Below are 20,194 nucleotides of genomic sequence, written 5' to 3' on the forward strand. Positions count from 1 at the left end.
GATGGGTCTGGGCTTTGGCGGCCCGCCCCCCGGCCTTTCGGGCAACTGACACGCTGAAAAGGCCGGGTCTTACCCCGGCCTTTTTCATCGCTTTGGACCGGTCATGAAAAAGCCGCCGCGCGGGATCCGCGCGGCGGCTTTCATGTCAGAAGGACTGCGATCAGCCGCCCTGGGTCAGGCCGCCATTGCGCTGCTGGATCATCATGAACGTGTCGAACGTGTATTCCGCCGTCTGCTGATACAGATACCAGTCGTCGCGGAACTGCAGCATCGCCTCGTACTGGGTCTTGAACGACTCGTTCTCGGCCGAGACTTCGGCATAGACCTCGTTGGCGGCGGCATAGGCGGCGACCAGAATCTCTTCGCTGAAGGACCGCAGCTGCGCGCCCGACCCGACCAGTTCCTTGAGCGCGGTCGGGTTCAGGTAATCGTATTTGGCCAGCATGTTCTGGTCCGTTGCCTGCGCGGCGGTGCGGAACAGCGATTTGTAAGTCTCGGGCAGGGCATCCCACTGGCCCTTGTTCACGAAGAAGCTGACCGTCGGGCCACCTTCCCAGAAACCGGGATAGTAGTAATAGGGCGCGACCTTCTGGAAGCCCAGCTTGCTGTCGTCATAGGGGCCGACCCATTCCGCCGCATCGATCGTGCCGCGTTCCAGCGAGGGATAGATGTCGCCACCCGCGATCTGCTGCGGCACCACGCCCATCTTTTCCACGACCCGGCCGGCCAGACCGGAAATCCGCATCTTCAACCCCTGAAGGTCGGACAATGCATTGATTTCCTTGCGATACCATCCGCCCATCTGGGTGCCGGTATTGCCGCCCGGATAGCTGACCAGATTGTACTGTTCCAGGAAGGTGTTGTAATTCTGGATCCCGCCGCCGTGATAGTTGAAGGCCGCCTTGGACCGCGCCGAGAAGGTAAAGGGCAGGTCGGCGCCGCAGGCGAATGCCGGATCCTTGCCCCAGTTGTAATAGCCGACCGAATGCGAACATTCGACGGTGCCGTCGGTGGTGGCGTTGATCGCATCCAAGCCCGGAACGATCTCTCCTGCCGAAAAGACCTGGATTTGGAAACGCCCGTCGGTCGCCTCGGACAGGCGGGTCGAGATTTCCTCGGCCCCGCCATAGATCGTGTCCAGCGATTTGGGGAAGGACGAGGCCAGACGCCAGTTGATCTGCGGCGCCTCTTGCGCGATGGCCGGGGCGGCCAGCATGCTGCCCGCCGCTGCCGCAGCGCCTCCGACCGAAGCGCGGGTCAGAAAGGACCGGCGGTCCAGGCTTTTGGAATCTTTCATTCTCTCTCCTCCGCTTCGGGCGGGAGGGCCCCCTCGGCCCTTGTCATCCCACCCTGCTGGCCTGCAGTTTAGCCCCGGTTTTTCCCCTGTCGAGGGTTGGCGTTCCCTGCGGGGCGGTTATTTTCGGTCCCACCCCCGCCGCAGGGCCAAAGCCCGCATCCCGGCGATTGTGCGCGGCAAATCCGCGCATTAACAGGGAGGGCACGCGCGCGGCAGAGGAGGTTACGATGCGGATCGAGGAATGGCAGCCCGACCTGTCCGGTCAACCCGGTCCCAAGTTCCGGGCATTGGCCAATGCGCTGCGCGAGGCGGCGCGTTCGGGCGTGTTGGCGCCCGGCACGCGGCTGCCGCCGATGCGCGATCTGGCATGGCGGCTGAAGGTCACCACCGGCACCGTCGCCCGCGCCTATCAGGCCGCCGCCGCCGAGGGCGTGGTCGAAAGCCATGTCGGACGGGGCAGCTTCATCGCCGCGCCGCGCCCGCCCCGGCCCGTGCCGCAGCCGCTGCTGTATGAAAGTCTGGACCATCCGGCATCCCAGCAGGGGCCGGTCGATCTGCGCATCGCGCAGCTGCCCGATTGCGGTCAGGTGCGCATCATCACCGCCCATCTGGCGGCGCTGGCCGGGGGGCTGGATGCCGATCTGCTGGATTACATGCCGATGAGCCGCGATCAGGATTGCCGGGCGGCGGCGCTGGACTGGATGGCGGATCGCCCGCTTGGGCCCCGCTCGGTCGATGATCTGGTGCTGACGCATGGCGGGCAGCATGCGATCACGCTGGTCATTGCGCTGTGTCTGGCCGACCGGCCCGCGCAGGTGATGACCGAGGCGCTGACTTATCCCGGCATCACCCATGCCGCGCGGCTGATGCGCGCCCAAAGCCTGCCGGTCGCGCTGGACAATCAGGGGATGATCCCTGCCGATCTGGACCGGGTGGCGCGGGCCAGTGGCGCGCGGCTGGTCTGCCTGACGCCCTCGGCCCAGAACCCGACGCTGGCGGGCATGGGGCCTGCGCGCCGCGCCGCCATCGTCGAGGTCGCGCGTCGCCACGACCTGCAGGTGATCGAGGATGAATGCTATGCCCCCATCCCCCGGCCCGACGCCCCGCCCAGCCTGAGGGCGCTGGCGCCCGAGCGGGTCTGGCATGTGACCAGCCTGTCCAAGATCGTCGCCGCAGGCTTGCGTTTCGGCATCCTGATCTGCCCCGAAGGGATGGGTCAGGCGGGTCGCGTCGCCGCCCAGCACAGCCATATGGGCCTGTCGCTGCCGATCACCGGGCTGGTCACGCGGCTGATGCGGTCGGGCGATGCGGCCCGCATCGCCGATCTGGTCCATGCCGAGGTGGGCGACCGGCTGGCGCTGGCGCTGGACTGTCTGGCGGGTCTGGATGTGGTCTGGCAACCCGGCGTGCCGATGGTCTGGCTGCCTTTGCGCAGGCCCTGGAATGCGACCGATTTCGTCGCGCGGGCGGCGGCGGCGGGGGCGATCGTGCGGCCTGCATCGGATTTCGCGGTGCCGGGGGCGGCAGCGCCGGGGCAGGGCGTGCGCATCGGCCTGAACTGCCGGATGCCGCCCGAACGGCTGGCACTGGCGCTTAACGCGCTTGGCCAGATGGCGCGCGCGGGGCCGGGGGTGGGGCCGGATTAAGGCCTCTGGCGCGGTCTGCCAGAGGCGGTGGCAGCCACCCGGGGTGGTTGCAAGAAGACGCGCGACCGGGGCTGCCGGTCGCGCGTCAAAAGGTCAGCGCAGGATGCTGCGACCGGCGAATTCCGCCGTGGCGCCCAGCATTTCCTCGATCCGGATCAGCTGGTTGTATTTCGCCAACCGGTCCGACCGGGCCAGCGAGCCGGTCTTGATCTGACCGCAATTCGTGGCGACAGCCAGATCGGCGATGGTCGCATCCTCGGTCTCGCCCGAGCGGTGCGACATCACCGATGTGAACCCCGCGCGGTCGGCCATGCGCACCGCGTCCAGCGTTTCGGACAGGGTGCCGATCTGGTTGACCTTGACCAGCAGGCTGTTGGCGCAGCCTTTTTCGATGCCTTCGGCCAGACGGCGCGGGTTGGTGACGAACAGATCGTCGCCGACCAGCTGGATGCGGTCACCAAGACGGTCGGTCAGCAGCTTCCAGCCCTCCCAGTCATCCTCGGAACAGCCGTCCTCGATCGACAGGATCGGATAGCTGTCGCAGAGCGCGGCCAGATAATCGACATTCTCGCCGGGGGTCAGGGATTTGCCCTCGCCCTTCATCTCGTACTTGCCGCCGCGGAAATATTCGGTGGCCGCGCAATCCAGCGCCAGCATGACGTCGTCGCCGGGACGATAACCGGCCTTTTCGATGGCCTTGAGGATGAAATCCAGCGCGTCGCGGGTGGAGGACAGGTTGGGTGCAAAGCCGCCCTCATCGCCGATGCCGGTCGACAGACCCGCCGCCGACAGCTCCTTTTTCAGGGTGTGGAAGATTTCCGACCCCATGCGCACGGCCTCGCGGATGTTCTCCGCACTGACCGGCATGATCATGAATTCCTGAATGTCGATCGGATTGTCGGCATGTTCGCCGCCATTGATGATGTTCATCATCGGCACCGGCAGGATGCGCGCCGCCGTGCCCCCGACATAGCGATAAAGGGGTTGGCCGGTCGCCTCGGCCGCAGCCTTGGCGGCGGCCAGCGACACGCCCAGAATCGCGTTGGCGCCAAGGCGGGCCTTGTTGGGGGTGCCGTCCAGTTCGCACATCATCGCGTCGATTGCGCGCTGTTCGGTCACGTCCTCGCCCACCAGATTTTCGGCGATCTCGCCGTTCACGGCGGCCACGGCCTCCAGCACGCCCTTGCCCATATAGCGGGCCTTGTCGCCGTCGCGCTTTTCGACCGCCTCATGTGCGCCCGTCGAGGCGCCCGAGGGGACCGCCGCGCGGCCCATCGAGCCGTCTTCCAGCGTCACATCGACCTCGACGGTCGGATTGCCGCGGCTGTCCAGAATTTCACGGGCGAAAATGTCGATGATGGCAGTCATGAAGACCCTCCGTTGATGCTTGGCGCCTTCTTAGCGCCCCCGTCCCTCAGCCGCAATCATCACGGCAGCTTGATCATCGCCCAGATCGGCAGATGGTCGGAGGCCTCGCGCGCGCCCGCCTCGTTGAAGACGCCGCTGTCCAGCAGATCCAGATTGCGCGACATGGCCATGCGGTCCAGCCGCAGCCGGGGCAGGGGCGCGGGATAGGATGGGCCCGGCGCGATCACCCGGAACCCGGCCAGCGATTCCAGCCCGCGGTCGTCACGCCATTCGTTGAAATCGCCCATCAGAACAATGTGATCTTCGGCAATACGAGAGGCCTGCGCGGTGATCCGGGTCAGCTGCGCCCGGCGCGAGGATCGCGCCAGCCCCAGATGCACGCCGATCACCGTCAAGCCCGGCAGGCGCAGCGCGACCGCGCCGCGCGGTTCCAGCCCCGGCAAGGGCAGGCGGCGCAGCACCGCCTGTTCGGCTAGATGCGGGCGCATCAGGATGGTCTGGCCATGCCAGCCCAGACTGCTGTCGGTGGTGCCGGTGATGGCGGCGGGCACCAGTCCGGTCTCGGACTGGATCAGCTTGCGTGGCAAGGCCTCGGGGCGGGCGCCATAGCGGAAATCGACCTCTTGCAGGGCGATGATGTCGGGGTCCAGCGCCCGGATCACCGCCAGATTGCGCAAGGGCGCATGCGGGCCGGTGATGCCCCGGCATTTGTGCAGATTGTAACTGGCAAGTTTCAGCATGCGTCCGTCCGGGCTGTCATGTCGGGGCATCTTGGCGGGGATCGCGGCGCCTGCAAGGGGCCGGGTGCCCGAACCCCCTCAGGTGCCGCAAAAGGTCTGGCGGACAGCCTCGGATCCGGTCGGGGCATGGGCCAGATCTGCCCAATCCTCATGCAGATCGCGGGGATGGGTGACCGCCTCGAACAGCCGGTCGAACGGCCCCATGTCGCCCGCCACGGCCGAGGCGATGGCGGCCTCGACCCGGTGGTTGCGGGGGATGCGGCGGGGATTGGCCCGTGCCATCACCGCAAGATCGGGCGACAAGGCCTGCCAGTCGCGTGCCCAAGCGTCAAAGCCGTCGCGGTCGGTGAATTCATCCCGCGCGGTGCCGTCGGACAGGCCCGCAAAGACGCGGGTGAAATCGGCGCGCTGCACGGCCATCAGGCCCAGCAGGCGTTCGATCAGCGCCTGATGGGGGGCGCCCTCGATCCCCAGCTTGGCGCCGAAACGGCGCAGCCATGCGGCCTGATACAGCGGTGCAAAGCGGTGCACGGATGTGGTCGCGGCCTCGACCGCCGGTTCCTCATCCCCCATCAGCGGAATCAGGCAGGTGGCGAACTGGGCAAGGTTCCACACCGCGATATTGGGCTGATTGGCCCAGGCATAGCGCCCCTGCCGGTCGATCGAGGAGAACACCGTGTCGGGATGATAGACATCCATGAAGGCGCAGGGGCCATAGTCGATCGTCTCGCCGGAAATGGCCATGTTGTCGGTGTTCATCACCCCATGAATGAACCCAAGCGCCATCCATTGCGCGATGGTGTCGGCCTGGGCTGCGACCACCCGGTCCAGCAGGTCCAGCGGCCCGCTGGCCTGCGGATAATGGCGCGCGATCACATGATCGGTCAGCGCGGCCAGCGCATCCTTGCGGTCGCGGACGGCGAAATACTGGAATGTGCCGACGCGGATATGGCTGGCGGCCACGCGGGTCAGGACCGCGCCGGGCAGACCGCCCTGTTCGCGCCAGACATCCTCTCCTGTCGCCACTGCCGCCAGGGCGCGGGTGGTGGGAACCCCCATCGCGGCCATGAATTCCGACACCAGATATTCGCGCAGCACCGGCCCCATCCAGGCCCGCCCGTCGCCACGCCGAGAAAATGGCGTCGGGCCTGCGCCCTTCAGCTGAATGTCGAACCGGGCGCCGTCGGGGGCGGTGACCTCTCCCAGCAGGACGGCGCGTCCGTCACCCAGTTGCGGGACGAAACCGCCGAACTGATGGCCCGCATAGGCCTGTGCCAAGGGCGCCGCGCCCGCCGGCACGTCATTGCCCGACAGCATGCCCACCGTCAGCGCGTCCCGGTCCAGCCCCAGCCTGTCCGCCAGCGGCCCGTTCAGCGCCAGAAGGCGCGGGGCCGTTACCGGGGTCGGGTCCACGCGGGCGAAAAACCCCTCGGGCATCCGGGCATAGCTGTTGTCGAAACGGATCATCTGGGTCTCCTTCCCTTCTTACATAGGGGCGCATGGCGGCTTTGCCAGCCCGCAACCCTTGCGCGACGCCCCGCAAGGGCGTATCGCCGGGCGGCAAAAGGAGCCTGTTCATGAAATTTCTCGACCTCGCCAAAGTCTATATCCGCTCGGGCGGCGGCGGCGCGGGCTGCGTGTCCTTCCGGCGCGAGAAGTTCATCGAATATGGCGGCCCCGATGGCGGCGATGGCGGACGCGGCGGCGATGTCTGGGCCGTGGCGGTCGAGGGGCTGAACACCCTGATCGATTTCCGCTATCAGCAGCATTTCTTTGCCAAATCCGGCCAGCACGGCATGGGCAGCCAGATGACCGGCAAATCTGCCGACGATGTCGAGTTGCGCATTCCCGTGGGCACCGAAATTCTGGACGAGGACGAGGAAACCGTCATCGCCGATCTGACCGAGGTCGGCCAGCGCGTGCTGCTGGCCAAGGGCGGCAATGGCGGTTGGGGCAACCTGCATTTCAAATCCTCGACCAATCGCAGCCCGCGCACCGCCAATCCGGGGCTGGAAGGGGTCGAACGCACCATCTGGCTGCGGCTGAAGCTGATCGCCGATGCCGGGCTGGTGGGTCTGCCCAATGCCGGGAAATCGACCTTTCTGGCCGCCGTGTCGAATGCGCGGCCCAAGATCGCCGATTATCCCTTCACCACGCTGCATCCCAATCTGGGCGTCGTGGGCGTGGACGGGCGCGAATTCGTCATGGCCGACATTCCCGGCCTGATCGAGGGCGCCAGCGAGGGCCGGGGTCTGGGCGATCAGTTTCTGGGCCATGTCGAGCGGTCGAACGTGCTGCTGCATCTGGTCGATGGCACATCCGAGACGCTGGCCGAGGACGCGCGCACCATCCTGACCGAGCTTGCGGCCTATTCCCCGATCCTGATGGAAAAGCCCCGCGTGACTGCGCTGAACAAGATCGACGCGTTGGATGACGAGGTTCTGGCCGAACGCCGCGCCGCGCTGGAGGCCGAGCTGGGCCACCCGGTCCTGTTGATGTCCGGCGTTGCCCGGACCGGCGTGACCGAGGTGCTGCGCGCGCTGTGGACCCAGATCGAGCCGTCCCGCACCCCGCCCCCCGAACAGGCCGACGCGGCATGGCAGCCCTGATCCCCGACGCGGTCGCGGCATCCGCCCCCCGGCTGGACGAGGCGCCCCGGTTGGACGAGGCCCGTCGCCTGGTCGTCAAGATCGGCTCGGCCCTGCTGGTCGGTCCTGATGGGTTGCGCGGCGACTGGCTGCGGGGCCTGTGCGATGACGTGGCCGCATGGCGGGCGCGGGGCTGTGATGTGGTGCTGGTCAGCTCGGGCTCGATCGCGCTTGGGCGCCGCGTGCTGGGCCTGCCGGGCGGCGCGCTGCCGCTGGAACAGGCGCAGGCCGCCGCCGCCGTCGGCCAGATCCGGCTGGCCCGCGCCTATGAGGAGGCTTTGGCCCCCCATGGCGTCGTCACCGCGCAGGTGCTGCTGACGCTGGAAGACAGCGCCGACAGGCGCCGCTATCTGAACAGCCGCGCGACAATGCAGACCCTGCTGGGTCTGGGCGTGGTGCCCATCGTGAACGAAAACGACACGGTCGCCACGGACGAGATCCGCTTTGGCGACAATGACCGTCTGGCCGCCCAGATCGCCGTGACCTGCGGCGCCGATCAGCTGCTGCTGCTGTCGGATGTGGACGGGCTGTACACGGCCAACCCCAAGACCGACCCGACCGCACTGCATCTGCCGCTGATCGCGGCGATCACGCCCCAGATCGAGGCGATGGGCGGCGATCCGGTCTCGGGTCTGTCCAAGGGCGGGATGAAGACCAAGCTGATGGCCGCGCGGACCGCCGTCGCGGGCGGCTGTGCGATGGCCATTGCCGAAGGCTCGGTCCTGCGCCCGTTATCGGCGGTGGCGGCAGGCGCGCGGACCAGCTGGTTTCTGCCCGAGGCCGATCCGCAGCTGGCCCGCAAACGCTGGATCGCGGCGATGAAGCCCAAGGGCACGGTGATCGTCGATGCCGGTGCGGCGCTTGCCCTGGGGCGTGGCAAGTCGCTGCTGCCTGCGGGCGTGACCGGGATCGAGGGCAGTTTCGGACGCGGCGATCCCGTGGCCATCACCGGACCGGGCGGGCAGCGCATGGCGACCGGGCTGATCCGCTATACAGCCGCCGAGGCGCGGCTGATCGCCGGTCATCACTCGGCCGAGATCGAGGCGATTCTGGGATATTCCGGGCGCGCGGCACTGGTGCATCGTGATGACATGGTCTTGTGATCGGGACCTTGGGTCTGGTGGTGGTTTGGGAAGCCTCCGGCGGGGATATTTTTTTGAAGAAGAAGCCGCAGGGGCGGTCTGCCGCGTTGGGCTTGGTGTGATCGGGGCAGGAGGTCTGGCATGCTGAATCTGATGAAGCTGTGCGTGGGCGCCGAGGGGCCCGAGGATCTGGCCCTGTGGCAGCGTCGTTTCGGTGACGGCCCGGCGATGCATGTCACGCGGATGTGGCCCAAGCGCGGGGACGAGCTGTTGCAGGGCGGCTCGATCTATTGGGTGTTCAAGGGGGCGATTCTGGCGCGGCAGCGGATTCTGGCGCTGGACCGGGTCGAGGGGGCGGACGGCATCCTGCGCTGCGGTCTGGTGCTGGACCGCGATCTGGTGCGGGTGGCGGCGGTGCCGCGCAGACCCTTTCAGGGCTGGCGCTATCTGAACCCCGCCGACGCGCCTCCCGACCTGCCCGCCAGCCGCGCGACCGAGGAACCGCTGCCCCCCGCCATCGCAGCGGCCTTGGCCGAAATGGGCCTGCGCTGAGGCTTGACCTGCCTTGCGCCCTGGGGTAGGCGGTCAGGCGTCGCGGGTGTAGCTCAATGGTAGAGCAGAAGCTTCCCAAGCTTACGACGAGGGTTCGATTCCCTTCACCCGCTCCAATCCCCTTCCGTCAAGACATCGCTGGCGCCGGGCTGTTTTGGCCGCAGGCCGTCCGATGGCGGTTGGGTTTGTCTCATGATCATATCAGGGTTCGGAACCCCAATGATCAAGCGCCGGGGCCATCCTGTGCCGGATCTCTGGCAGGCGGGCGCCGCGCTGCAGATAGAATTCCAGCATCTGTTCGCCGATATGAAAATGCAGCGCCAGCCGGTCGGCAGGGCCGAGGGCCGCATATCCGGCGCAGAGGCTGTCGAACAGCGGCTGATGGATGCCGCTGACGCAGGGGCCGGGCTGCTGGGGCAGGGCGGCGCCCTGCAGCCAAACCAGCATTTTGGCCAGATCGCGGATGACGGGGATCGGCGCAGCCATCTCCAGATCGAAACCGGTCAGGATCAGCCGGTCGCCCGGCTCGTCGATGAACAGGTTCTCGGGGTGGAAATCGCCATGGGCCATGCCATGGCCGACCGGCTGCAGATGGATCTGGCGGGCCAGCTGGTGCATCCGCTCCATGTGTCGTCGGACCAGTTCGGGGTCGATGGCCTCATCGGCGGCGTAGGCGGCGGCACGCTCGCTGAGCCGGACAAAGACCTTCCACGCCAGGAAAGGCCGGGCTTGCGCGGCGCCGACCAGACAGGCCAGCCATTCACCCGCCCGGCGGACAAGGATCGCCTGGCGGGCATCGTCGGACAGGTGCAGCGCGTCCTGCAGCGGCCTGCCTGCGGCGCGGCTGAGGATCAGCGTATGGCAGTCGGGCAGCTGCCTCAGGATGCGGACGGCAAGATTGTCCCCACCCATCCGGGCATCGGCCTCGGTCAGCCGGGCGATGGCTGCCGCGAACCGGGCCGGGGCCGAGGGGCCCAGATAGCGCTTGAGGATCACGGGCTGGCCGTCCTGACGGATCTCCAGCACCTGCTGACGCGAACCGCTGCGGGCCGTTGCCGTGACGATCGCACCCTGCAGGGCCGGGTGGGTCCGAAGGTCCGGGGGCAGGGCGGCTGTCATGTCGATGGCTGAACCTTTCATGGCGCGGTTGCGGGCTGTCGCGAAACCATCACGGTTGTGTCATCGGGATGCAACCCGTCCGTCACGTCAGGGTCACAGTCCGGTCCGGGGGTGGATGCCGACCTCTGCACCGCAGACCAGCGACAGGGCCGGGATCAGCATCGTCATCAGCGCCGCCCCGCGCCGCCACAGCGGGGGATGCAAGGGCAGGTGGTCGATCGCAAAGCCCGGTCCCGCGCCAAGCGCCCGGCAGTGCCACAAAAAGCGGTATGTGTGCAGCGCGCTGCGCAAATGCAGCACGCCAAGGCTTGCGGGGGCGGCGGCGGTCACCTCTTGCGCGCGGTCGCGGTGAAAATCGCGGGAGGTCGAGGCATAGGTCATCGCCTCGATCGTGCGGGTGCCGAACCATTCGCAGCAGCCCTCGCCCATGCCGGGCCGGACCTTGCCGTGATGGCGCAGCGATCGCCACGCGACCCGCGCCATCTGCGTCGTCCGGCCCGGATCGACCCAGATCAGCAACTGGGCGCGGCTGGCCCGTTCGCGCGCGGTCTCGTAATGGCCACCCTCCAGCACCCATGCGTCGCGGGCGTGGATGTCGCGGGTCAGACCGTCCAGTTCCTCGGCGGTGCGATGGATGAAACCGGGCTGCCAGCTGAGCTGATCGACATGGTGGACGGGCAACCCGAAGCGCCGCGCCAACTGCAACGCCAGCCAGGTTTTCCCTGCGCCGGACCCGCCCACAACCATCACGCGTTTGACCACCGTCACTGGCAACCATCCCGACCGTCGCTCGACGGCGCCACGAAAAAACCGCCTGGTTCAGTACCGCCACGGATATCTGTGACGTTTCGATGACGCAATTCTCCTTTGGTTGAGTGGCAGCGGCCCGGGCGCGGCACCGGGGGCTTGCCGCGCGCCACCGGACGGTCCAGCATCCTGGCCAGGCCCGAATCTCCACGACCGGATGACATGACGACGATGGCAGATGGCAAAGCGGGCGCGGTGGTTGCGCGGGGACCGGTGGGTTTCGTGCAAACCCGTGATCCCCGATGACACCCCTGTATCTGATGCGCCATGGCGAGACGGTCTGGAATGCAGAAGGCCGGCTACAGGGCGCGTTGCATGCGCCGCTGACGGCGCGGGGGCGCCAGCAGGCCCGATGGCAGGCTGAACTGGTGGCGGGCATTGCGGGCCAGCGGCTGTCCAGCCCGCAGGGGCGTGCGCGCCAGACCGCACGGCTGGTGTTTGGGGCCGGGGCGTTCCGGACCGATCCGTTGCTGGCCGAGATCGGCATCGGCACATGGGCCGGGCGGCGGCTGGACGATCTGCAGCGACAGGCCCCGGCGCTGTTCGCCGGGCCGCCGCTGGCATGGTACGATCATTGTCCGGGGGGCGAGGGGCTGGCGGCACTGGCCCTGCGCTGTCGCCGCTTTCTGGATGCGCTGCAGGGTCCGGCGCTGATCGTCAGCCATGGGATCACGCTGCGGATGCTGCGCCTTGTCGCGCTGGACCTGCCGCCGGACCAGCTGGCCGAGGGCGAGATGCGGCAGGGCGCCGTGCATGTCGTCCGGGGCGGCGTCTGCCACAGTCTGCGCCATCCCAAGGATCGCGACTGACCGCGCCGTTTCGCTCTTGCCAAGCAGGCCCGGGATCGGTTTGATGCGGCGGCGTGCGGAAGGCCCGTTAGCTCAGTGGTAGAGCGTCCCGTTTACACCGGGCCGGTCGGCAGTTCGAATCTGTCACGGGCCACCATTCCCGCACCGATCCGGACGTCATGACGCAACCGTCGCGGTTGACCTGCGCTGATGCAGCGATCATCTAGGAACCATGCCCGGGCGCTGTCCGGAGTAGACGCAACCCGGCATCTGGATGACCATGGCGCGCTATCTTACGTCTTCGACCTTCGTGTTTCTGGCGATTCTGGGCTTTCTGGCCTTCTGGATCGGCGGCGGCATGCTGAACCGCCAGCCCCCCGAAGAGGCCGCCCCGATCGAGGTGCCGATCCCCAATGTCGCCGCCAGCACCAGCCGGGCCGAGGTGATCCGTCCGCAAAGCGTGCTGTTCGGCAATGTCGTGCCCGACCAGACCTCGATCCTGCGCGCCCGCACGGCGGGCATCGTCGAAGAGGTCGTGCGTCAGGGTCATGTCACGCAGGCGGGCGACCAGCTGGCGCTGCTGTCGGCAGACGACCGGCAGGCAGGCGTCGCACAGGCCGAGGCGGCGGTGGCCTCGGCCACCCGCGATTACGAGGCCGCGCGCCAGCTGCGCGAACGCGGCGTCACCTCCGAGGCCGAATTGCAGTCGCGCTTTGCCCAGCTGGAATCGGCCCGCGCCGGGCTGCGCGCCGCCGAACTGGAATTGCAGAACACCCGTCTGACCGCGCCCATCACCGGCACGGTCAGCAATGTGATGGCCGATCTGGGCAGCTATGTCGAAGCCGGGGGCGAGGTGCTGGAGATCGTGCGCAACGACCCGCTGATCGCCGAGGTCGAGGTTCGCCAGACCGAAATCACCGCGATCCGGCTTGGCCAGCAGGCCGATGTCACCTTTCAGGGCGGCACCAGGGCCGAGGGTACGGTCCGCTTCATCGCCCCCGTCGCCACGGCCGAGACCCGCACCTTCCGCGTCGAGGTCGAGATCCCCAATCCCGACAATGCCATTCCTGCCGGCCTCAGCGCCCAGATCGCGCTGCCCCTGGACGAGATTCAGGCGCATCGCGTGTCGCCCGCGCTGATCCGGCTGGATGATGCCGGGCGGATCGGGCTGTTCACGGTGGATGACGATGGCAGCACGCTGCGCTTTCAGCCTGTCGAGATCGTGCAGGCCCGGGCCGAGGCGATCTGGGTCACCGGGCTTTCCGAAGACGCGCGCGTGGTCACCATCTCGCAAGGGGCCCTGATCGACGGCCAGCAGGCCCGCATCACCGAGACGCCCGAACCCTATCGCGCGGTTCTGGGCGGCGCCGTTCCCGACGAGGTCGCCGACCCCGCAGCCCCCGAAGGCGCCGCCCTGCTGCTGGGCACGACGCCATGAACGGCCTGATCGCCGCCGGGTTTTCACGCGCCCGCACCGTCATTCTGGTGATGGTCGCGCTGATCGCCTCGGGTGCGATCGCCTATGTGACGATCCCCAAGGAATCGATGCCCGAGGTCGATATCCCGATCTTCATCGTCAACGTCACCTATGAGGGCGTCAGCGCCGAGGATGCCGCCAAGCTGCTGGCCGAGCCGATCGAGCGGCAGGTCAATGCACTGGACGGGCTGCGCCGGATGGAAACCGTGGCCAGCGAGGGCTTTGCCTCGGTCACGCTGGAATTTCGTCCGGGCTTTGATCAGGATCAGGCCCTGCAATCGGTCAAGGACGCGGTGGACGATGCCGATCCCGACATCCCGCCCGAGGCCGACGGCCCCTTCGTGCGCGAAATCGACATGGCGACATTCCCGATCCTGACCGTGGCCCTGTCCGGCGCGGTCCCGGAACGCGAGCTGATCCGTCTTGGCCGCGCGCTCAGCGACCGGATCGAGACGGTCAGCGGCGTGCTGCAGGCCGACCTGACCGGCGAACGCGAGGATCAGCTGGAGATCCTGATCGATCCGCTGGCGATGGAGACCTATGGCATCTCACCCGGGCAGTTGTCGCAGGCGGTGCGCGCCAACAACCAGCTGATCGCGGCGGGGTCTTTCGACACCGGGGCGGGGCGGCTTGGCGTGTCCATCCCCGGCACGGTGGTGCAGCTGGATCAGATCATGTCGATCCCGGTGCTGGTCGATGGGGCGACGGTGCTGCGCGTGCAGGATCTGGCCGAGGTGCGTCAGACCTTCAAGGATCCGACCAGTTTCGCCCGCATCGACGGGCGCCCCGCCCTGGCCATCGACGTGCGCAAATCGGCGGGCGCCAATATCATCGACACCGTCGGAGCCGTCCGCGCCATTGTGGATCAGACCCGCGCCGACTGGCCGGCTCAGGTCAATGTCGTCTTCATGAACGACCAATCGCAGGAAATGCGCGATCTGCTGTCCGATCTGCAGAACAACGTCATCGCCGCCGTGGTGCTGGTGATGCTGGTCACGGTGCTGTTTCTGGGGGTCCGGGCATCCCTGCTGGTCGCGGTGGCCATTCCGGGGTCGTTTCTGGGCGGCATCCTGATCATCTGGGCGCTTGGTTTCACCATGAACGTGATCGTGCTGTTCGCGCTGATCCTTGTGGTGGGCATGCTGGTCGACGGCGCCATCGTCGTGGTCGAACTGGGCGAGCGGCTGATCGCGCAGGGCCATTCCAAGAAAAGCGCCTTTCGCATGGCCGCGCAGCGGATGGCCTGGCCCATCACCTCGTCCACCGCGACCACGCTGGCGGTGTTCTTTCCGCTGCTGTTCTGGCCCGGTCTGGCGGGGCAGTTCATGTTCTATCTGCCCGCCACGATGATCGCGACGCTGCTGATGTCGCTGCTGATGGCGCTGCTGTTCGTGCCGGTCATGGGCAGCGTGCTGGGCGGCGGGCAGGATCTGCCGCCCGAGGTTCATCCCGATGATCCGCCCACCGCCTTCGAACGCTTTTCCGGCTGGACCATCGCGCGGCCCGGCACCACGCTTGGCCTGTCGATCCTGGGCGTGCTGGTGGTGCTGTACGCCTACAGCCTGCTGGGCCGGGGGGTCGAGTTCTTTCCCGAAACCGATGCCGAACGCGCGCAGGTCCAGATCACCGCGAATGGCAATCTGTCGGTGATGGAAAGCGACCGGCTGGTGCGGCTGGTCGAACAGCGCCTGCTGGGCTTCGAGGGCGTCGAGCGGGTCTATTCGCGCACCATCGGCTCGGTCGAGGAGCGGGTCCGCTCTAGCCTGTCCAGCGATGTGATCGGGCAGATCCAGGTGGAATTCACCGATTGGCGCGGGCGCGACGGCTCGGATGTGGTGATCGACCGGATGCGCGCGGCGGCGACCGAGGTGCCCGGTCTGGGCATCCAGATCGAGGCTGCGGCCTCGGGTCCTGCCGCCTCGCGCCCGGTGCAGATCGAGGTTTCGGCCACCACCCGCGCCGCCCTGACCGAGGCTGCGGGCATCGTGCAGCGGCTGATGGAGGAACAGGGCAGCTTCGTCGACATCGCCAATGACACGCCCCGCCCCAACCCCGAGATCCGGCTGATTGTCGATCGCGAGGAATCGGCGCGCTATGGCGTCGATATGGACACGATCGGCACTGCCGTGCAGCTGCTGACCACCGGCGTCAATCTGGGCACCTATCTGCCCGATTTCGCCGATGACGAGGTCGATATCGCCCTGCGCTATCCCCCCGATCAGCGCAATTTCGAAAATCTGGCCGCCTTGCGCGTGGCCGGGCCGACCGGCGCCCAGGTGCCCATCGCCAATGTGGTGCAGATCGTGCCCGCCCCGGCGCCCGCCGCGATCACCCGCGTGGGCGCGCGCGAGACGCAGACCCTGACCGCCGATCTGGCACCCGGCGCCACGTTGCAGGCCGAACTGGACCGGATCGGCGCGACGCTGGCCGATGCCGATCTGCCCGAGGGGGCCGAGATCGCCTTCGGTGGCGAGATCGAGGATCAGGAAGAGGCGATGACCTTCCTGATGGGCGCCTTTGTCGCGGCGATCTTTTTGATGTTCACGATCCTGCTGATCCAGATGAACAGCTTTTATCAGGCCTTTCTGGTCCTGACCGCGATCATCTTTTCGATCACCGGGGTGTTTCTGGGCCTGATGATCCGGCAAGAGGCCTTTTCCATCGTCATGAGCGGCATCGGCATCATGGCTCTGGCGGGGGTCGTGGTGAACAACAACATCGTGCTGATCGACGCCTATAACGAACATCTGGGGGCGGGCCTTTCTCCCGATGATGCCGCCCGCCGCGCCGCCGGCGAACGGTTGCGGCCAGTGCTGCTGACCGCAGGCACGACGGTGATCGGGCTGGTGCCGATGGTGATGGGCATGACCATCGATTTCGTCGGGCGCGATCTGTTCTTCGGTGCGCCCTCGGGTCAGTTCTGGGTGCAGCTGTCCACCGGCATCGTGGGTGGGCTGGTGGTGGCGACCGCCGTGACACTGCTGATGACGCCGACGCTGCTGGCCTGGGACGGGCGCCGCCGCGTCCGCCGCGCCGAGCGTCGGGCCGAGCGCGGGGGCAGGGGCACCGCCCGTCCCGACCCCCAGCCCGCTGAATAAGACCTTGCGCCAATGACAAAGGGCCGCCCCGGTGGGGCGGCCCTTGCCATATCATGCCATGCCGGTCAGTCGAAGGCGCGATCCGTGATCGTGTGGACCCAGGCGCCCTCGGGCGCCGCCTCGATCACCGGGTCCGAGCCGCCCGCCAGCAGGATGTCGACGGTGCGCTGGTAATCGGCCTCGTCCAGCGTGCCGTCCGATCCCTCCAGCAGCTTGGCGATTTCGGTCATCATGCGGGTCTGATGTTCGATGGTCTGGGCGCCGGTCTCGTCATTCTCCAGCACGATTTCGGCAGCCTCTTCGGGGTTCTCGGCCGCATATTGCCAGCCGCGCATGCTGGCGCGGACGAAACCGACCAGATCGGTGACCTTTTCGGGGTCTTCCAGCGTGCCTTCCAGCACATAAAGCCCGTCTTCCAGCGTGGCCACGCCCTGATCTTCGTATTTGAAGGTGATCAGATCATCCTCGGTCAGGCCCGCATCGATCACCTGCCAGTATTCGTTATAGGTCATGGTGCTGATGCAGGCGGCCTGCTTTTGCAGCAGCGGATCGACGTTGAAGCCCTGTTTCAGCACCGTCACGCCATCGGTCCCCCCCTCGGTCGACAGGCCAAGTGTGTTCATCCAGGACAGGAACGGATATTCATTGCCCGCAAACCAGACACCAAGCGTCTTGCCCGCGAAATCGGTTGCCGGATCGGTGATGCCGGTTTCCGCCAGACAGGTCAGCATCATGCCCGACGCCTTGAAGGGCTGGGCGATATTGACCAGCGGCAGCCCCTTTTCACGCGCTGCCAGCGCGGCGGGCATCCATTCGACGATCACGTCGGCGCCGCCCCCGGCCAGCACCTGCGTCGGCGCGATGTCCGGACCGCCGGGCAGGATGGTCAGGTTGACGCCCTCTTCCTCGTAAAAGCCCTGATCCAGCGCGACGTAATAACCGGCGAATTGCGCCTGCGTCACCCATTTCAGCTGCAAGGTCAGATCGCCCGCCTGAGCGGCCCCTCCGATCGCCCCGGTCATCAGCGCAAGGGCCGCAGCCCCGGTCATCAATCGTGTCATTTCCCTGTCTCTCCTGTTGAAGGGGCCCTTATCGGCCCCGGTTAGCTGCGCTGCGATGGGTGCCAGAACGTCACCTTCTTTTCGATCAGCGCGACAAGTCCATAGAACAGCGTTCCCGCCAGTGCCGCCACGACAATCTCGGCCCAGACCAGCGGCAGGTCCAGCCGCCCCACGGCGGTCGAGATGCGGAACCCCATGCCGCGCGTGGGGCTGCCGAAGAACTCGGCAACGATGGCGCCGATCAGCGCCAGCGTGGTGGTGATCTTGAGCCCGTTGAACAGGAACGGCATCGCGGCAGGCAGGCGCAGCCGCCACAGGGCGGCGCCATAGGGCGCGGCCCAGCTGGCCATCAGATCGCGCTGCATGGCGTCCGTGGCCCGCAGCCCCGCCACCATGTTCACGAGAATCGGAAAGAACACCATGACCACGACCACGGCGGCCTTGGATTGCCAGTCGAAGCCGAACCACATCACCAGAATCGGCGCGATCCCGACGATGGGCAAGGCTGCCACGAAATTCCCGATGGGCAGCAGCCCGCGTTGCAGAAACGGGCTGCGGTCGATGGCGATGGCGGTCAGCGTGGCCGCAAGCGCGCCGATCAGCCAGCCGGTCAGCGCGCCTTTCAGGATCGTCTGGACGAAATCGGTCCACAGGATGCCGGTATTGGCCGCGACACTGGCCGCGATCTGGCTGGGCGCCGGCAGGATCACCGTGGGAATGGCATAGGTCCGCACGATCATTTCCCACAGGGCGATGATCGTGGCGCCAAAGATCACCGCCACCAGCGCGCGGGTGACCGGTCTGTCGAACCGCGACAGCCAGATATTGACGGCCCAGGCCCCCAGCCAGACCGCGATGATGGGCAGCGCGCTCATGCCGAAAGCCCCATGCGGGCCAGCACCCGGCGTTCGATCAGCGCAATCAGCGCGACCAGCAGTCCCGCCAGGATCGCCGCCATGAACAGCGCCGACCAGATCTGCACCGTTTGCCCGTAATAGCTGCCCGACAGCAGCCGCGCGCCCAGTCCCGCCGTCGCCCCCGAAGGCAGCTCGGCCACGATCGTGCCCACCAGTGCGGCCGCGATGGCAACCTTGAGGCTGGCAAACAGATAGGGCAGGGACGAGGGCAGGCGAAGCCTTGCAAAGACCTGAGGTCGCCCCGCGCTCCAGGATCGCATCAAGTCCAGCTGCATCGCATCGGGGGTGCGTAGCCCCTTGACCATGCCGACCAGCACCGGAAAGAACGACAGCCAGGCGGCGATGATCGCCTTGGGCAGCAGCCCGGTGACACCGGCGCTGGCCAGCACCACGATGACCATCGGCGCAATCGCCAGGATCGGCACCGTCTGGCTGGCCACCGCCCAAGGCATGACCGACTGATCCATGCTGCGGCTGTGGGTGATGCCCACGGCCAGCAGAATGCCCGCCCCGGTGCCGATGGCAAAGCCCGCCAGCGTCGCCGACAGCGTCACCCAGGCATGCCAGACCAGCGACCGGCGCGAGGTCACGGCCTGCCCCGTCACCCCCTCCCACAGCCCAAGCGCCACCTGATGGGGCGCGGGCAGCACGGGGCGGTCCTGCGTCAGGGTCAGCGGGATCAGCTGCGACAGCGTCACCTGCGTTCCCGCACGGGCCGCCTGATCGCGTTCCCATGTGGCATTCATGCGGATCGCGGCCAGATACCACAGCGCCACGATGACCAGCAGCACCGTCAGCACCGGGATCAGCACGCCGGATCTACGCATCACCATGCCCCTCGCGCAGGCCCTCGCGGACCTCATGGGCCAGCGCGATGAATTCCGGCGTCTCGCGGATCTCCAGCGGGCGATCCAGCGGCAGGGGGCTGTCGATCACCCGCGTGATCCGCCCCGGACGCGGCGACATGACGACGATCTTGGTGGACAGATAGACTGCCTCGGGGATCGAATGGGTGACAAAGCCGATGGTCTTGCCGGTCTTGCGCCACAGCGCCAGCAGCGCCTCGTTCAGGCGATCGCGCACGATCTCGTCCAGCGCGCCAAAGGGTTCGTCCATCAGCAGAATATCGGCGTCGAAGGCCAGGGCCCTGGCGATGCTGGCACGCTGCTGCATGCCGCCTGACAATTGCCAGGGATATTTGCCGCCAAAGCCGGTCAGCTCGACCAGATCCATGACGCGGGCAATGCGTTCCGACCGCTCGGCCCGCGAAAACCCCATGATCTCCAGCGGCAGGGCGATATTGCCCGCAATCGTCCGCCACGGATACAGACCCGGCGCCTGAAAGACATAGCCGTAAGCCCGCGCGCGGCGTGCCGCATCCGGGTCCATGCCGTTGACCCGCAATACGCCTTGGGTGGGCGTCTCCAACGCCGCGATGGACCGCAGGAAGGTGGTCTTGCCGCAGCCCGAGGGGCCGATAAAACTGACGAATTCGCCGGGCGCGATCGACAGATCGACATCCTTCAGGGCATGAACCGGACCGTCCGCGGTCTGGAAGGTCAGGCAGACGCCCCGGGCCTCGATCACCGCCATC

Annotated in this window: 17 protein-coding genes and 2 tRNA genes; 9 read left to right on the top strand and 10 right to left on the bottom strand. The window is 67.2% G+C overall.

The window, feature by feature from the left end:
• Positions 1 to 160: 160 nt before the first annotated feature.
• The gene (locus EG885_RS10835; protein WP_131574540.1) at positions 161 to 1,279 is read right to left on the bottom strand and encodes a TRAP transporter substrate-binding protein; all 1,119 of its coding nucleotides are present in this window, start codon (positions 1,277 to 1,279) and stop codon (positions 161 to 163) included.
• 245 nt (positions 1,280 to 1,524) lie between these two features.
• On the opposite strand from EG885_RS10835, the gene EG885_RS10840 reads away from it, so the two are divergent.
• Positions 1,525 to 2,943, top strand: a complete 1,419-nt coding sequence (locus EG885_RS10840; RefSeq protein ID WP_131574500.1) for an aminotransferase-like domain-containing protein — start codon at positions 1,525 to 1,527, stop codon at positions 2,941 to 2,943.
• A 93-nt stretch (positions 2,944 to 3,036) separates the two neighbouring features.
• On the opposite strand, the gene eno is transcribed toward EG885_RS10840, so the two are convergent.
• From eno to EG885_RS10855, 3 genes are all read right to left on the bottom strand, one after another.
• Positions 3,037 to 4,311 (bottom strand): phosphopyruvate hydratase, encoded by a 1,275-nt coding sequence (eno, locus tag EG885_RS10845; RefSeq protein WP_131574501.1) that lies wholly within the window; start codon positions 4,309 to 4,311, stop codon positions 3,037 to 3,039.
• Positions 4,312 to 4,370: 59 nt separating this feature from the next.
• Complete coding sequence (locus EG885_RS10850) at positions 4,371 to 5,051, bottom strand: endonuclease/exonuclease/phosphatase family protein (RefSeq protein WP_242679612.1); 681 nt, start codon at positions 5,049 to 5,051, stop codon at positions 4,371 to 4,373.
• Between the two features lie 78 nt (positions 5,052 to 5,129).
• Entirely contained in the window at positions 5,130 to 6,518 is a 1,389-nt protein-coding gene (locus tag EG885_RS10855) for a protein adenylyltransferase SelO (protein WP_131574503.1), read from the bottom strand.
• 110 nt (positions 6,519 to 6,628) lie between these two features.
• Here EG885_RS10855 and obgE point away from each other — a divergent pair, with 110 nt between their 5' ends.
• The 4 genes from obgE to EG885_RS10875 all read left to right on the top strand — a co-directional run bounded on the left by obgE (position 6,629) and on the right by EG885_RS10875 (position 9,449).
• A complete protein-coding gene (gene obgE, locus EG885_RS10860; protein ID WP_131574504.1) occupies positions 6,629 to 7,660 on the top strand; it encodes a GTPase ObgE in 1,032 nt (343 codons plus the stop codon).
• The gene (gene proB, locus EG885_RS10865; protein ID WP_131574505.1) at positions 7,648 to 8,802 is read left to right on the top strand and encodes a glutamate 5-kinase; all 1,155 of its coding nucleotides are present in this window, start codon (positions 7,648 to 7,650) and stop codon (positions 8,800 to 8,802) included. Before obgE ends, proB begins: the two co-directional genes overlap by 13 nt.
• Positions 8,803 to 8,922: 120 nt before the next feature.
• The gene (locus EG885_RS10870) at positions 8,923 to 9,333 is read left to right on the top strand and encodes a DUF1489 family protein (RefSeq protein ID WP_131574506.1); all 411 of its coding nucleotides are present in this window, start codon (positions 8,923 to 8,925) and stop codon (positions 9,331 to 9,333) included.
• A gap of 42 nt (positions 9,334 to 9,375) precedes the next feature.
• Positions 9,376 to 9,449, top strand: a tRNA-Gly gene (locus EG885_RS10875).
• Between the two features lie 85 nt (positions 9,450 to 9,534).
• On the opposite strand, the gene EG885_RS10880 is transcribed toward EG885_RS10875, so the two are convergent.
• Positions 9,535 to 10,452: a phosphotransferase gene (locus EG885_RS10880; RefSeq protein WP_207392260.1), complete on the bottom strand. Its 918-nt coding sequence runs from the start codon at positions 10,450 to 10,452 to the stop codon at positions 9,535 to 9,537.
• Positions 10,453 to 10,545: 93 nt separating this feature from the next.
• Positions 10,546 to 11,220: a P-loop NTPase family protein gene (locus EG885_RS10885; protein ID WP_131574508.1), complete on the bottom strand. Its 675-nt coding sequence runs from the start codon at positions 11,218 to 11,220 to the stop codon at positions 10,546 to 10,548.
• 281 nt (positions 11,221 to 11,501) lie between these two features.
• Here EG885_RS10885 and EG885_RS10890 point away from each other — a divergent pair, with 281 nt between their 5' ends.
• The 4 genes from EG885_RS10890 (at position 11,502) to EG885_RS10905 (ending at position 16,622) form a co-directional block, all read left to right on the top strand.
• Entirely contained in the window at positions 11,502 to 12,068 is a 567-nt protein-coding gene (locus tag EG885_RS10890; protein ID WP_131574509.1) for a histidine phosphatase family protein, read from the top strand.
• Positions 12,069 to 12,129: 61 nt separating this feature from the next.
• Positions 12,130 to 12,204 (top strand) — tRNA-Val (locus EG885_RS10895).
• A 123-nt stretch (positions 12,205 to 12,327) separates the two neighbouring features.
• Entirely contained in the window at positions 12,328 to 13,485 is a 1,158-nt protein-coding gene (locus EG885_RS10900; protein ID WP_165571111.1) for an efflux RND transporter periplasmic adaptor subunit, read from the top strand.
• Positions 13,482 to 16,622 (top strand): efflux RND transporter permease subunit, encoded by a 3,141-nt coding sequence (locus tag EG885_RS10905; protein WP_131574511.1) that lies wholly within the window; start codon positions 13,482 to 13,484, stop codon positions 16,620 to 16,622. The genes EG885_RS10900 and EG885_RS10905 overlap by 4 nt, the downstream gene beginning before the upstream one ends.
• Before the next feature lie 65 nt (positions 16,623 to 16,687).
• On the opposite strand, the gene EG885_RS10910 is transcribed toward EG885_RS10905, so the two are convergent.
• The 4 genes from EG885_RS10910 to EG885_RS10925 are packed head-to-tail and all read right to left on the bottom strand — an operon-like array spanning position 16,688 to position 20,193.
• On the bottom strand, positions 16,688 to 17,683 hold the full coding sequence (locus EG885_RS10910; protein WP_131574512.1) for an ABC transporter substrate-binding protein: 996 nt from the start codon (positions 17,681 to 17,683) through the stop codon (positions 16,688 to 16,690).
• Positions 17,684 to 17,724: 41 nt separating this feature from the next.
• Complete coding sequence (locus EG885_RS10915) at positions 17,725 to 18,558, bottom strand: ABC transporter permease (RefSeq protein WP_131574513.1); 834 nt, start codon at positions 18,556 to 18,558, stop codon at positions 17,725 to 17,727.
• Positions 18,555 to 19,427 carry an ABC transporter permease gene (locus EG885_RS10920; RefSeq protein ID WP_131574514.1) on the bottom strand — a complete coding sequence of 291 codons (873 nt, stop codon included), beginning with the start codon at positions 19,425 to 19,427 and terminating at the stop codon, positions 18,555 to 18,557. The genes EG885_RS10915 and EG885_RS10920 overlap by 4 nt, the downstream gene beginning before the upstream one ends.
• Entirely contained in the window at positions 19,420 to 20,193 is a 774-nt protein-coding gene (locus EG885_RS10925; protein ID WP_131574515.1) for an ABC transporter ATP-binding protein, read from the bottom strand. The genes EG885_RS10920 and EG885_RS10925 overlap by 8 nt, the downstream gene beginning before the upstream one ends.
• Between the last annotated feature and the right edge of the window lies 1 nt (position 20,194).

The sequence above is a fragment of the Paracoccus nototheniae genome (genome assembly GCF_004335005.1).
Taxonomy (GTDB): domain Bacteria; phylum Pseudomonadota; class Alphaproteobacteria; order Rhodobacterales; family Rhodobacteraceae; genus Paracoccus; species Paracoccus nototheniae.

Bases quoted from the DNA above. Each gene is read 5' to 3' on its own strand.
- EG885_RS10840 (WP_131574500.1), top strand. From the start codon at position 1,525: ATGCGGATCGAGGAATGGCAGCCCGACCTGTCCGGTCAACCCGGTCCC.
- eno (WP_131574501.1), bottom strand. From the start codon at position 4,311: ATGACTGCCATCATCGACATTTTCGCCCGTGAAATTCTGGACAGCCGC.
- EG885_RS10880 (WP_207392260.1), bottom strand. From the start codon at position 10,452: ATGACAGCCGCCCTGCCCCCGGACCTTCGGACCCACCCGGCCCTGCAG.
- EG885_RS10920 (WP_131574514.1), bottom strand. From the start codon at position 19,427: ATGCGTAGATCCGGCGTGCTGATCCCGGTGCTGACGGTGCTGCTGGTC.
- EG885_RS10925 (WP_131574515.1), bottom strand. From the start codon at position 20,193: ATGGCGGTGATCGAGGCCCGGGGCGTCTGCCTGACCTTCCAGACCGCG.
- EG885_RS10910 (WP_131574512.1), bottom strand. From the start codon at position 17,683: ATGACACGATTGATGACCGGGGCTGCGGCCCTTGCGCTGATGACCGGG.
- EG885_RS10855 (WP_131574503.1), bottom strand. From the start codon at position 6,518: ATGATCCGTTTCGACAACAGCTATGCCCGGATGCCCGAGGGGTTTTTC.
- EG885_RS10905 (WP_131574511.1), top strand. From the start codon at position 13,482: ATGAACGGCCTGATCGCCGCCGGGTTTTCACGCGCCCGCACCGTCATT.
- EG885_RS10900 (WP_165571111.1), top strand. From the start codon at position 12,328: ATGGCGCGCTATCTTACGTCTTCGACCTTCGTGTTTCTGGCGATTCTG.
- proB (WP_131574505.1), top strand. From the start codon at position 7,648: ATGGCAGCCCTGATCCCCGACGCGGTCGCGGCATCCGCCCCCCGGCTG.
- obgE (WP_131574504.1), top strand. From the start codon at position 6,629: ATGAAATTTCTCGACCTCGCCAAAGTCTATATCCGCTCGGGCGGCGGC.
- EG885_RS10850 (WP_242679612.1), bottom strand. From the start codon at position 5,051: ATGCTGAAACTTGCCAGTTACAATCTGCACAAATGCCGGGGCATCACC.
- EG885_RS10890 (WP_131574509.1), top strand. From the start codon at position 11,502: ATGACACCCCTGTATCTGATGCGCCATGGCGAGACGGTCTGGAATGCA.
- EG885_RS10870 (WP_131574506.1), top strand. From the start codon at position 8,923: ATGCTGAATCTGATGAAGCTGTGCGTGGGCGCCGAGGGGCCCGAGGAT.
- EG885_RS10915 (WP_131574513.1), bottom strand. From the start codon at position 18,558: ATGAGCGCGCTGCCCATCATCGCGGTCTGGCTGGGGGCCTGGGCCGTC.